Source organism: Enterobacter sp. RHBSTW-00318, from assembly GCF_014101375.1.
Lineage (GTDB): Bacteria > Pseudomonadota > Gammaproteobacteria > Enterobacterales > Enterobacteriaceae > Enterobacter > Enterobacter ludwigii.
Window position 1 is genome coordinate 2,560,890 of sequence record NZ_JABXQH010000001.1, and the last position, 12,949, is coordinate 2,573,838.

General features: G+C 54.6%; 12 protein-coding genes. 5 read left to right on the top strand and 7 right to left on the bottom strand.

The annotated features are described in order from the left end of the window. Positions 1-37: 37 nt before the first annotated feature. Positions 38-1,147, bottom strand: a complete 1,110-nt coding sequence (gene malK / locus HV157_RS12775; RefSeq protein ID WP_014168196.1) for a maltose/maltodextrin ABC transporter ATP-binding protein MalK — start codon at positions 1,145-1,147, stop codon at positions 38-40. 372 nt (positions 1,148-1,519) lie between these two features. On the opposite strand from malK, the gene malE reads away from it, so the two are divergent. From malE to malG, 3 genes are all read left to right on the top strand, one after another. Continuing rightward, positions 1,520-2,710 (top strand): maltose/maltodextrin ABC transporter substrate-binding protein MalE, encoded by a 1,191-nt coding sequence (gene malE / locus HV157_RS12780; protein WP_020882849.1) that lies wholly within the window; start codon positions 1,520-1,522, stop codon positions 2,708-2,710. Positions 2,711-2,776: 66 nt separating this feature from the next. Beyond that, a complete protein-coding gene (gene malF, locus HV157_RS12785) occupies positions 2,777-4,321 on the top strand; it encodes a maltose ABC transporter permease MalF (protein WP_020882850.1) in 1,545 nt (514 codons plus the stop codon). A 14-nt stretch (positions 4,322-4,335) separates the two neighbouring features. Continuing rightward, positions 4,336-5,226 (top strand): maltose ABC transporter permease MalG, encoded by an 891-nt coding sequence (gene malG, locus HV157_RS12790; RefSeq protein WP_014168193.1) that lies wholly within the window; start codon positions 4,336-4,338, stop codon positions 5,224-5,226. Positions 5,227-5,322: 96 nt separating this feature from the next. Here the strand turns inward: malG and psiE are convergent, their stop codons facing one another. Continuing rightward, positions 5,323-5,733 (bottom strand): phosphate-starvation-inducible protein PsiE, encoded by a 411-nt coding sequence (psiE, locus tag HV157_RS12795; RefSeq protein WP_020882851.1) that lies wholly within the window; start codon positions 5,731-5,733, stop codon positions 5,323-5,325. 129 nt (positions 5,734-5,862) lie between these two features. On the opposite strand from psiE, the gene HV157_RS12800 reads away from it, so the two are divergent. Together HV157_RS12800 and HV157_RS12805 are read left to right on the top strand one after the other, a co-directional pair. After that, entirely contained in the window at positions 5,863-6,378 is a 516-nt protein-coding gene (locus tag HV157_RS12800; RefSeq protein WP_182268118.1) for a GNAT family N-acetyltransferase, read from the top strand. Between the two features lie 8 nt (positions 6,379-6,386). Further along, positions 6,387-6,842: an acyltransferase gene (locus tag HV157_RS12805; RefSeq protein WP_020882853.1), complete on the top strand. Its 456-nt coding sequence runs from the start codon at positions 6,387-6,389 to the stop codon at positions 6,840-6,842. Between the two features lie 38 nt (positions 6,843-6,880). Here the strand turns inward: HV157_RS12805 and HV157_RS12810 are convergent, their stop codons facing one another. The 5 genes from HV157_RS12810 to pgi all read right to left on the bottom strand — a co-directional run bounded on the left by HV157_RS12810 (position 6,881) and on the right by pgi (position 12,727). Then, the gene (locus HV157_RS12810) at positions 6,881-8,977 is read right to left on the bottom strand and encodes a YjbH domain-containing protein (protein WP_014168189.1); all 2,097 of its coding nucleotides are present in this window, start codon (positions 8,975-8,977) and stop codon (positions 6,881-6,883) included. Next, positions 8,977-9,714 (bottom strand): capsule biosynthesis GfcC D2 domain-containing protein, encoded by a 738-nt coding sequence (locus HV157_RS12815; RefSeq protein WP_032679376.1) that lies wholly within the window; start codon positions 9,712-9,714, stop codon positions 8,977-8,979. Before HV157_RS12815 ends, HV157_RS12810 begins: the two co-directional genes overlap by 1 nt. Further along, positions 9,711-10,349, bottom strand: a complete 639-nt coding sequence (locus tag HV157_RS12820; RefSeq protein ID WP_025206403.1) for a YjbF family lipoprotein — start codon at positions 10,347-10,349, stop codon at positions 9,711-9,713. Before HV157_RS12820 ends, HV157_RS12815 begins: the two co-directional genes overlap by 4 nt. A gap of 118 nt (positions 10,350-10,467) precedes the next feature. Continuing rightward, positions 10,468-10,710 (bottom strand): exopolysaccharide production protein YjbE, encoded by a 243-nt coding sequence (gene yjbE, locus HV157_RS12825; RefSeq protein WP_014168186.1) that lies wholly within the window; start codon positions 10,708-10,710, stop codon positions 10,468-10,470. A gap of 367 nt (positions 10,711-11,077) precedes the next feature. Continuing rightward, positions 11,078-12,727: a glucose-6-phosphate isomerase gene (pgi, locus tag HV157_RS12830; RefSeq protein WP_020882856.1), complete on the bottom strand. Its 1,650-nt coding sequence runs from the start codon at positions 12,725-12,727 to the stop codon at positions 11,078-11,080. Between the last annotated feature and the right edge of the window lie 222 nt (positions 12,728-12,949).

Here is a 12,949-nt window from a genome sequence, read left to right on the forward strand (position 1 = left end):
CTCCTGAGATCATTGCTTTTCTTTGTAATTGGAATGCTTAAACGCCTGGCTCTTTGTGCAACCGACGACATGCGGTGCCATCCTCACGGAACAGATGGCAACGCTCTGGCGGCAAACCGATAGCGAATGTGGCACCCTCTTCTACCAACACCACGTCATTCTGGCGGTAGACCAGGTTCTGACGGATGGCGGGGATCTGGATATGAATCTGTGTTTCGTGACCAAGTTGTTCGACGACCTGAACGTCACCTTCCAGCGTCACATCGGCGATGTGGCTCGGCAGTAAATGCTCAGGACGAATACCGAGGGACATATTGGCCCCCACCTGTACGTTGGCGCTGTCGACCGGCAGCCACACTTGCTGACGGTTTGGCAGCTCCACCTGTACCTGTTCAATGGCTGTCGCGGTCACTTTGACGGGCAGGAAGTTCATCTTTGGCGAGCCAATAAAACCCGCAACAAAGCGGTCTGCCGGGTAGTGATAAAGCTCCAGCGGTTTACCCACCTGCGCCACGCGACCGGCGTCCAGCACCACAATTTTGTCGGCCAGCGTCATCGCTTCGACCTGATCGTGGGTGACGTAAATCATCGTGCGGCCAAGACGTTTGTGCAGACGGGAGATTTCGATACGCATCTGGACGCGCAGAGCGGCATCCAGGTTAGAAAGCGGTTCATCGAGCAGGAACACGCGCGGTTCGGCGACCAACGTACGGCCAATTGCCACACGCTGACGCTGCCCACCAGAAAGGGCTTTTGGTTTACGCTCAAGCAGGTGTGCCAGCTGTAACACTTCCGCCACCTGCGTGACGCGCTGGTTAATCACCTCTTTTTTCGCGCCCGCCAGCTTCAGACCGAAGGACATGTTCTCGGCTACGGAAAGGTGGGGATAGAGTGCATAAGACTGGAAAACCATGCCGACGCCACGTTCGGCAGGCGGAATGTCATTCATTCGGGTATCACCAATCAGCAAATCGCCGCTGGTGATGGTTTCAAGACCGGCAATCATACGCAGCAGAGTTGATTTACCGCAGCCAGATGGGCCGACAAATACCACGAATTCACCTTCGTGGATGTCCAGATTGATGTCTTTCGACACCACAACGTCACCCCAGGCTTTCGTTACATTACGCAGCTGTACGCTCGCCATGCCCTTCTCCCTTCGTTACAACCTGTCACCGACAGAAACATTCAAGATAAGTTCACTATGGGGTATCCATTACTTTCGTGAATCCTCCACCCCCCGGCTTTTTTATGGGGGAGGAGGCGGGAGGATGAGAGAGCAGGCTCTGCGACCGCCGCTGGAGGGCTGAGGCGAAATTCGTGAAGCCACCTGCAAAATTCACTGTGTTTTTATGTGCGCCAGCACTCATAACTTAAATTTATGTAACGGAGATCACACAAACGGGGGGTGGGGCGTAGGGGTTGGGAGGATGGAAAGAGGATGTCAAATAAGGAGACTGAGTCACGTTGAACCACCTCAGTGTATCCACGAGCACATCACCAAAAAAGGATGGCAGATATGAAGATCAAGACTGGCGCACGCGTTTTCGCATTGTCCGCCCTTGCAGCAATGATGATTTCCGCACCGGCTCTCGCCAAAATTGAAGAAGGTAAGCTGGTTATCTGGATTAACGGCGATAAAGGCTATAACGGCCTGGCCGAAGTGGGCAAGAAATTCGAGAAAGACACCGGTATCAAAGTTACCATTGAACACCCGGACAAACTGGAAGAGAAATTCCCGCAGGTGGCTGCAACGGGTGACGGTCCGGACATCATCTTCTGGGCACATGACCGTTTCGGTGGCTACGCCCAGTCGGGTCTGCTGGCTGAAGTGACGCCGGACAAAGCTTTCCAGGACAAACTGTACCCGTTCACCTGGGATGCCGTTCGCTATAACGGCAAGATCATCGCTTACCCAATCGCGGTAGAAGCGCTGTCTCTGATTTACAACAAAGACCTGGTACCCAACCCACCGAAAACCTGGGAAGAGATCCCGAAACTGGATAAAGAGCTGAAGGCGAAAGGTAAGAGCGCGCTGATGTTCAACCTGCAGGAACCGTACTTCACCTGGCCGCTGATTGCTGCCGACGGCGGTTACGCGTTCAAATTTGAAAACGGCAAATATGACGTGAAAGACGTGGGCGTGGACAACGCTGGCGCGAAAGCAGGCCTGACCTTCCTGGTTGACCTCATCAAGAACAAACACATGAACGCGGATACCGACTACTCCATCGCAGAAGCGGCGTTCAACAAAGGCGAAACCGCGATGACCATCAACGGTCCGTGGGCCTGGACCAACATCGACAAGAGCAAAATCAACTACGGCGTAACCCTGCTGCCAACCTTTAAAGGCAAGCCGTCTAAACCGTTCGTTGGCGTGCTGAGCGCAGGTATTAACGCTGCCAGCCCAAACAAAGAGCTGGCGAAAGAGTTCCTGGAAAACTACCTGCTGACCGACCAGGGTCTGGATGAAGTGAACAAGGACAAACCGCTGGGCGCGGTTGCGCTGAAATCCTTCCAGGATCAGCTGGCGAAAGACCCACGTATCGCGGCAACCATGGATAACGCCCAGAAAGGCGAAATCATGCCGAACATCCCACAAATGGCAGCGTTCTGGTACGCCACCCGTACCGCCGTCATCAACGCAGCAAGCGGTCGTCAGACGGTTGATGCTGCGCTGAAAGATGCTCAGGGTCGTATCACGAAGTAAGGCTTTTATCCCCTCTCTCCCCTGCGGAGAGAGGGAGAACAAAATGTGTTGTAGAGGAAGAACCCCATGGATGTCATTAAAAAGAAACACTGGTGGCAAAGCTCTGCCCTGAAGTGGTCTGTAATGGGTCTGCTGTGTCTGCTGGTGGGTTACCTTGTTGTTTTAATGTACGTACAAGGGGAATATCTGTTCGCCATCATGACGCTGATTTTAAGCTCTGCTGGCCTGTATATTTTCGCCAACCGTAAAGCCTATGCCTGGCGATATGTTTACCCGGGCGTGGCCGGGATGGGTCTGTTTGTCCTGTTCCCGCTGATTTGTACCATTGCTATCGCGTTCACCAACTACAGCAGCACCAACCAGCTTGCTCAGGAACGCGCCCAACAGGTGCTGATGGACCGCTCTTATCAGGCGGGCAAAACCTTTAACTTCGGCCTGTATCCTGCGGGCAGCGAGTGGAAGTTAGCACTCACTGACGAAGAAACCGGCAAAAATTATGTCTCTGACGCTTTCAAATTTGGCGGTGAGCAGAAGCTGGCCTTAAAAGAGGCTGCGGCCCTGCCGGAAGGCGAACGCGCTAACCTGCGCATCATTACGCAGAACCGTCAGGCACTGACGCAGCTTACCGCCCAACTGCCGGACGAAAGCAAAGTGACCATGAGTTCACTGCGCCAGTTCTCCGGGACACAACCGCTCTATACGCTGGCGGACGACGGCACGCTGACCAACAACCAGAGCGGCGTGAAGTACCGTCCAAACAACGACATTGGTTTCTACCAGTCCATTACGGCTGATGGCAAATGGGGTGATGACAAGCTCAGCCCGGGCTACACCGTGACGATAGGCTGGGACAACTTCACCCGCGTCTTCACCGATGAAGGGATCCAGAAACCGTTCTTCGCCATCTTTGTCTGGACCGTGGTGTTCTCCATACTGACGGTGATCCTGACCGTTGCCGTGGGCATGGTGCTGGCGTGTCTGGTGCAGTGGGAATCTCTAAAAGGGAAAGCCATTTACCGCGTGCTGCTTATTCTGCCGTATGCCGTCCCGTCGTTTATCTCGATTCTGATTTTCAAAGGGCTGTTTAACCAGAGCTTCGGTGAAATCAACATGATGCTGAGCGCGCTGTTCGGCATCAAACCGGCCTGGTTCAGCGACCCAATCACCGCCCGCTCGATGATTATCATCGTGAACACCTGGCTCGGTTATCCGTACATGATGATCCTGTGCATGGGCCTGCTGAAGGCGATTCCGGACGATTTGTACGAAGCCTCGGCAATGGATGGCGCGGGTCCGTTCCAGAATTTCTTTAAGATTACGCTGCCGCTGCTCATTAAACCGCTGACGCCGCTGATGATTGCCAGCTTTGCCTTCAACTTTAACAACTTCGTGCTGATTCAGCTGTTGACCAACGGTGGGCCTGACCGTCTTGGCACCACCACGCCGGCAGGCTATACCGACCTGCTCGTCAGCTACACCTACCGTATCGCCTTCGAAGGCGGCGGCGGTCAGGACTTCGGTCTGGCGGCAGCGATTGCCACCCTGATCTTCCTGCTGGTTGGCGCTCTGGCGATTGTGAACCTGAAAGCAACACGCATGAAATTCGACTAAGGAGGGCACAGAATATGTCTATGGTCCAACCCAAATCTCAGAAACTGCGCCTCTTCGCGACGCATTTAGGGCTGCTGATTTTTATCGCGGCAATCATGTTCCCGCTGCTGATGGTCATCGCCATCTCCCTGCGTGCCGGTAACTTCGCGACCGGGAGCCTGATCCCGGATGAAATCTCCTGGGAGCACTGGAAGTTAGCGCTGGGCTTCAGCGTTGAACACGCGGATGGCCGCGTCACGCCACCGCCGTTCCCGGTGCTGTTATGGCTGTGGAACTCGGTGAAAATTGCCGGGATTACCGCGATTGGTATTGTCGCACTCTCCACGACCTGTGCTTACGCCTTTGCCCGTATGCGTTTCCCGGGTAAGGCCACGCTGCTGAAAGGGATGCTGATTTTCCAGATGTTCCCGGCGGTACTGTCACTGGTGGCGTTGTATGCCTTGTTTGACCGACTGGGCCAGTATGTGCCGTTTATCGGCCTGAACACCCACGGTGGCGTCATCTTCGCCTATCTTGGCGGTATCGCGCTGCATGTGTGGACCATCAAAGGGTATTTCGAAACCATTGACGGCTCGCTGGAAGAAGCGGCGGCGCTGGATGGCGCGACCCCGTGGCAGGCATTCCGTCTGGTGCTTCTGCCGCTGTCGGTGCCGATCCTGGCGGTGGTCTTTATCCTGTCGTTTATCGCAGCCATCACCGAAGTGCCGGTCGCTTCCCTGTTACTGCGTGATGTCAACAGCTATACGCTGGCCGTCGGTATGCAGCAATACCTCAATCCGCAGAACTATTTGTGGGGCGACTTTGCTGCGGCGGCTGTACTTTCCGCCATCCCTATCACCGTCGTGTTCCTGCTGGCGCAGCGCTGGCTGGTGAATGGCCTGACGGCGGGCGGTGTGAAAGGTTAAGTTTCATTTGTTATGCCACTGCAACCCTCAACTTTAGACGTATTGTATTGACCCAACTTGTGACTGTTGTTAGGCGGCCTCCGGGCCGCCATTTTTTTATTCCCGTTTCAGCCGTTTCGAATTGCACAGCCAGAGCGTGATCACCAGCAGCAGGATCGCCGCCGAATAGATCAGTACGTCGAGCGGGGAGGTATGATCCACGATGATCAGCCGCACAATCGCGGTGATCCCGATGTAAACAAAATAGCGTAGCGGGAAGTGAAAGCCCGACTGGAAATACTTCACAATCAGCGCGATAAACTCAAAGTAGAGAAAGTAGACCACCAGGCCTTCCACCAGCTCATATTTGCTGGTTTGTTCAGGGGCGAACAGCACATCCGCCAGATGCACCGTCTCTTTTCCCAAAAAGACGACCAGTATCAGGCCAAGGCTCAGCAGACCGAGGTTCAGCACGGTCTGGAGGATTGTTGAGATAAACTCAACGCGCGGGCGAGTCAGGGATGTCATAGAGCACCTCATTCTCCAGGGCGAGGTTCCTGTATAACGCAAAAATGTGACGGTGATCTATATTTTTTGTTTATATTATGTTCAGCGCTGTGGCATGTTGCATTGTGACACGCTTATTTCGACGAAGGGATGATGAAATTAACCATTCAACGCGCCACCCTGGATGATGCAAAACAGCTGAGTGAAATGGGGTATGCCAGCTACCGGCATCACTTTGGGCATCTATGGGAAAGCCAGACAGAGCTTGCCGCCTTTCTTAAGCAGGAATACGCGCCGCAGGCGATAGCAGACAGCCTGATGCAGCCGGGCACTTACTGGCTCATTGCCAGCGCACAAATGCCAGTCGGATTCGCAAAATTCTCAACCCAGCAGACCATCGAGCCCGAGGGGCTGTCGGGTACGCTCCTGCATAAACTCTATTTATTGCCGGATGCCACGGGACACCGCTACGGCGAGCAACTCCTTGCGGAAGTGATTCGCCAGGCAAAAGCCTGTTCGGAAAATCTGCTGTGGCTGGAAGTCCTCGAAAAGAACCCTCGCGCACGCCGGTTTTACGAAGCGCAGGGGCTGAAACATGTCAAAGACACCCTCTTCATCACTGCGGCGCAAACCAGCACCCTCCATATTATGTCGATGCCAGTCTAAGGAGATGTATGCCAGAGCAACGCCAGGCGGCTATTCGTCATGTTGTCTGCGGCGAAAACGTCGTCATTTACGAACCCGCGAATCTTTATGAATGTTCGCTGGGCGATAACGTCTTTATCGGCCCGTTTGTTGAAATCCAGGCTAACTCGCACATCGGTGCTGACAGCAAAATTCAGTCCCATACCTTCATCTGCGAGTACGTCACCGTCGGCGAGCGCTGTTTCATTGGCCATGGGGTGATGTTCGCCAACGATATGTTCCGCGACGGTAAACCCAATGCCGACCGGCGCAGCTGGGGACACATTCGCGTGGGCAACGACGTTTCAATCGGCAGCGGGGCCACCATTCTGGCTGTCTCAATTTGTGATGGGGCGGTGATTGGGGCGGGAAGCGTGGTGACAAAGTCCATCACCGAGAAAGGGGTTTACGCCGGCAACCCGGCGAGACTGTTGCGGCGTTTGTAAGGTGCCCGGCAGGCGTAACGCTACCGGGCACTCACGCATCATCTGAAGTTGATGTTCTTATCGCTGGTCATGTCGTACAGCTGGAATTTACGACCCAGCTGCTGACCACCGTCACGCGTCAGCGGCGTCCAGCCAATTGCCGCACGGCTGCGGGTTGGGCCTGACGAGAACAGATCCAGCGGAATGGAGACGTACACGCCTTTGGTGAAGTCCCCTTCCCCGTACTCGTCCGGCGAGACGTTAGTGATCGTGGCATAGCCACCGACCACCACACCGCTGTCGAAGTGTTTAGAGATATCCAGCGTGCCGCCTTTATCCCCCGCCAGATACTGACCAACGCTGGCTTTCACCAGTACGTCCGGGGCAAACGACGGCGTCCAGTAGGCCGTCAGGTGGCCGGTTTTAACGCTGTAATCGGTGAACTTCATCATGTCCTGCGCGCTGCGCCAGTCACGCTGTTTGACGTAGTTGGCATCAAGACCGAACGCCCAGTTGCTGTCTACCGGACGGTAGAGCACTTCAGCCCCCGCGCCGCCAAACATCGTTTCCAGATAACCGCCGTAAACCTGGCCGTAGAAACCGTTACCAAAGTACTGGAAGTAGTTGGCCTGCAGGTTGTTTACGTAAGCGTCGTTCTGCACATATTCACGTACGCGAGTACGCACGCGCGGCAGCTTCGAGTCGTTCGGCGGGTTGGTATAGTTGAACTTGTCGTAGTTGTTGGCAAGGTTACCGAACAGGCTGCCGGTGGTCAGCAGGTGGTCGGTGACCCACAGATCCGCCGTCGCCATGACGCCCAGCTGATACATGTAGAAGTTTTCTGGCCCACCAACAGACTGGTTCAGCACCGGATCGATATGGAAATCAAAGCGCGACTTATCGATATACCAGCCCTGCTCGGTGGTGTCTGGCACCACTGGCTCAACGCGTTTTTGCACCAGCTCGGTTTCATGCCCAAGCGGTTCGCCTTCCAGATGGCGCTTAAGGCTGGCGACATCCGTTTCCGTCGTGACCTGCGGCATGTTCAGACGGTTTTCGGTCACGCGGATCGTGCTGATACCGTCCGGCAGATCGTTCATGATGATCCGGTTGGCGCGTTCGATCCCTTCCCGCGAGTCGCGGTATTTCACCTGCTCGCCGGTCACGTACAGCGTATCGCCTTTCACCTGAATCTTCGGATCCGCCAGTCCGGCGTTGTATTTCAGCAGGGTCAGCTGGTTCGCCACGACGGAGTGCTGCAGAATGGCATCCTGCGGCTCCGGCTGGTAGGCAGGGCGCGCGTTGTCGTTGTAGTGTGGCCGCATATCGTTAAAGTTGGTACGCAGCGTCACGCCAAACATCACGGTATTGCCACGCTCATAGCTGAGGTTAACGTCAGCCCAGTCAGCCACACGGTAAATGGCACCGACGTTAAATTTGCTCTTCTGCTCAATCTTGCCGGCGAAATCCTGTGAATAGTCATTCCCTTCGTATTCCAGCTTCAGGCGCAGCGGCTGCCAGGGCGTCTGGTACTCTACGCCGCCAAACAGCGAGGCCGGGCCGTGGAACATCTGGTCGCCGTTGATGGAGCCCGCTTTCTGATAGCTATTATCGCGATAGCAATATTTGTCGCTGTAGGAGCAGAACGGGTTTTTCACGTTGCCGCTGGTGCCCAGATACCCCCAGCCGAGACCGAGTGAGAAATCAAACGGTCCCCAGGCTTTGCTGGCCACCACGTATTCCGCATCAAACAGACCGGTACCGCCGATATCCCGTGCGCCAACGGAGACCTGCGGCATCCAGTAACTCTCTTCCCACAGACGCAGCTTCACGTCGAACGCTTTATCTTTGTAGGTCTGATCGCCGGAGAAGGACTCGACGCTGCTGTACCGTTTGGTGCGCACGTCAGTGTAGCGCAGCGTGGTTTCGAGCCACGGAAACAGCTGTACAGCGGCGGAGTAGTAGCGATACTGATCGTTATCACGGTAGTTGAGGCTGATTTCCCCTTCCCGCGCCATGCGCGCGGTAGGCGTTTGCAGTAAACCGACGCCGCCGAAATCTGACTGAGACGGGCCAATGGGTGCCGGATACGTTTCTGCATGGCAGGCGGCACTCACGCACAACGCCAGCATGCTATAGAGATAGGTTCTTTTCATTATTCCGGTATCCGCTGTTTCAGGGAGTGAAGGATATCGGCGTTCAGCCCGTCATATGCCTTCGTCCAGAAATGGTCGGCAAAACCGACAAAAATGACGCTGCCTGGCATCGGTTCGATATGGCGTTTATTCCAGTAGGCTACCGGTGCTTTTTGCGTTTGGCCGTCCGGGTACACCACCCATGCGTAGCTCTTATCCGCACCGCTCAGCAAATTTTGTTCATCGAGATAGCTCGCCACATCGCGACCCGGCATAAACGGCTTGTCACCGGGACTGCTGACAAGCCCGAACACGGTAATGGTAGAAGGCTGAACAGGTAGCCAGAGCGTGTACTCGCCTTCCAGTGACGGGTTAGCCGTTTCCGCGACGCGAACGTGGTCCGGATCGAGATTGACCGGCAACCGTCCGGTGACCTTCAGCGCCTTAAGCTGCTGGCGAAGGCTGTTAATGGCCGCCGCGTCGTCACCCTCTTCCTGCTCCGCCAGCCCTGTTAGCCTGGCGAGCAGCGCGTTATGTTGTTGCTCCGCCACCACCGTCGCCTGTCGTTCACTGATGACCGCACCCGGCCACCAGCTGTTCGCCAGCCTTGGCTGGCCGACGAGATCGATCAAGTGTCCGGCGTTGGTCAATGTTTTAGGCTTCGTATTGTCCTGCGTATAGACTTTTACCGTCCCGGCAGACCATGCGAGCGGCGTAGCAAAGCTTGCGATCAGCGCAACGCGAATAAGTGTTTTCATGATTTCGCGGCCTTGATCAGCGTGGTTTTGACCGGGAAGAATCCGGCACCCAGATACTGTAACGACTGGCGTATCTGGCCGTCATCGTCCACCCAGAAGCGGTTATGCCAGGTTGCCTGATCGGTAGTGACCTCTTCATCCAGCACGCGAACCCGGGTTTCGTCGCTGCCCACATTGACGCTGTCCGTGCCATCCCAGCGGAAGGTGGAGCGGGCGGTGGCATAGCGAACCTGCTTGTGTTCGGTCCAGCCCATCGTGCGGGTCCAGCTTGCCCCGTCGGTTATCTGGTTCGGCTTGTTCAGCGGATCGGCGGCGAGATTGTTGACTTCAAGCAGGTTGTCGCCCCCGAGCAGGGTTTTCACGATACGGCTATGCTGCGTTACGATGGTGGCCTGATCCTGCGTCACCCATTTCTGCTGCCCGTTTTCATCGAAAGCGAGCACCACAAACAGCTGTGGGCCATCGTTGAGCTGCATGTACTGACTGGCATAGGGCATGTTCTGAAGTTCGTCATCGGTCAGATGCACGCCCGGCGTACCGAACATGCTTTCCCACAGTGAATGGCCCAGCCCTTTGGTGGTGGCCGAGCACGCCTGCAAAAGCAGACAAATCAGGATGATCCCAGGTCGCTTCACGACTCTTCTCCGCATTATTGCCGGGTGATGCTGCGCTTACCCGGTCTACAGGTCCCGAAGGCTACTGAAAAGCCAGAATAACCACACCGAAGTGTGGTTATGATTAAAACACCCGTTATTACTGGGTGCTGGTGGTCGTGGTGGTCGTGGTTCCGGTATTGGAGCCATCACCGCCACCGGTTGCCGCCAGGGCGACACCCACGGCTGAACTTACGGTGCTGGCGCTGGACGCGGTAGAAATCCCCGCAGACGCAGACGTCGCAGCCGAACCTGCCGCTTCTCCGACCTGAACCGGAGCCGCATTAACAGATGTCGCCGCAAGCGCAGATATGGCGAAAATGCCATACAGTACTTTCTTCATAAGAATTTCCCTTCATTTAATGAATGGAGATTTGCCCAAAAAGAATTTCAGGCGGATTCGAGTATACACAACTAAAGGTGAGGGTTTGCCGTAGGGATAAATAGAAGAAGGGTTTTCGGACAATTGGATAAAATGGAAACAAAAGGACGATTAGATAATAATATAACTTATATAAATCAATGAAATAGAATTAGATCCCGTGACGGCAATTATCCGTATTTTCCTAAAATAAACCGCAGCAATTAACAGGTTAACAACTATTTTCAGATTAAACTCACTACAGGAATTTGAGTTTAATAACAGACATCAGGAATTATCCGATAAAAAAATGCCGGCATTTCGCCGGCACTTTTTCATGACACTTTAATTACGCGCGCCATGCTTTATAACGGTTGATCAGACCATTTGTGGAGCTGTCGTGGCTGTTAATCGCGTTATCATCACCCAGTTCAGGCAGGATACGGTTTGCCAGCTGTTTACCCAGCTCAACGCCCCACTGGTCAAAGGTGAAGATGTTCAGGATAGCGCCCTGAGTGAAGATCTTATGCTCGTACAGGGCAATCAGCGCACCCAGGCTGAACGGCGTAATTTCGCGCAGCAGGATGGAGTTGGTTGGACGGTTGCCTTCGAACACTTTGAACGGCACAACGTGGTCCAGCGTGGCCGGATCTTTACCCTGGTCGCGGTATTCCTGCTCAACCACGTCACGAGACTTACCGAACGCCAGCGCTTCAGTCTGTGCGAAGAAGTTAGACAGCAGCTTCGGATGGTGGTCTGACAGCGGGTTATGGGTAATGGCCGGGGCGATGAAATCGCACGGGACCATTTTGGTGCCCTGGTGGATCAGCTGATAGAACGCATGCTGGCCGTTAGTGCCTGGCTCGCCCCAGATGATTGGGCCAGTCTGGTAATCCACTGCGTTACCGTTACGGTCAACGTATTTACCGTTGGATTCCATGTTGCCCTGCTGGAAGTAGGCCGCAAAACGGTGCATGTACTGGTCGTATGGCAGAATCGCTTCGGTTTCAGCCCCGAAGAAGTTGTTGTACCAGATACCAATCAGCGCCAGCAGCACAGGCAGATTTTTCTCAGGTGCGGTGGTGGAGAAGTGTTTATCCATCGCATGCGCGCCGGAGAGCAGCTCAACGAAGTTGTCGAAGCCGACGGAGAGAATGATCGACAGGCCAATAGCGGACCACAGAGAGTAACGCCCCCCCACCCAGTCCCAGAACTCGAACATGTTCGCGGTGTCGATACCGAACTCGCTAACGGCTTTCCCGTTGGTCGACAGCGCGGCGAAGTGTTTCGCCACGTGCTTGTTGTCGCCTGCGGTTTTCAGGAACCAGTCGCGCGCGCTGTGGGCGTTGGTCATGGTTTCCTGAGTGGTGAAGGTTTTAGACGCGACCAGGAACAGGGTCGTTTCCGGATTCACGTTCTTCAGCACCTCGGCGATGTGGGTACCATCGACGTTAGAAACAAAGTGCATGTTGAGGTGGTTTTTGTATGGGCGCAGCGCTTCGGTGACCATGAATGGGCCAAGGTCAGACCCGCCGATACCGATGTTAACCACATCTGTAATCGGTTTGCCGGTGTAGCCTTTCCAGCTTCCGGAGATGATCGCTTCAGAGAAAGCTTTCATCTTTTCCAGCACCGCGTTCACTTCCGGCATCACATCTTTGCCGTCAACGATAATCGGAGTATTGCTACGGTTACGCAGCGCCACGTGCAGCACGGCACGGTCTTCGGTGCGGTTGATCTTCTCACCGGAGAACATGGATTTGATGGCGTCGGCCAGCTCAGTCTCTTTCGCCAGATCCTGCAGCTTCGCCAGCGTTTCTTCGGTAATGCGGTTTTTGGAGAAATCCACCAGCATCAGGTCATCGAAGGTCGCGGAGAACTTATTGAAACGATCGGCATCTTTCGCGAACAGGTCCGCGATGGTGACGTCTTTCATTTCATCATAATGTTTCTGTAGTGCCTGCCAGGCAGCGGTCTGCGTTGGGTTGATGTTTTTCATTAGCAATACTCTTCTGATTTGAGAATTGTGACTGCGGTCGATTGTAGCGCCTGCAAATAAAAATTGTGATGGTTTTTATGCCATTGCCCTGGCCTGCATCAAACACAGGTGAAAAGACCCGAAAAGTATAGCTGCTGAAACGCCCTTCAGGGGCGGCGAAATGTCGGTCAAAAGGCGGTAAAAAGAAGCATAAAATATGGCCCTGTTATAAGTCCTGTTACT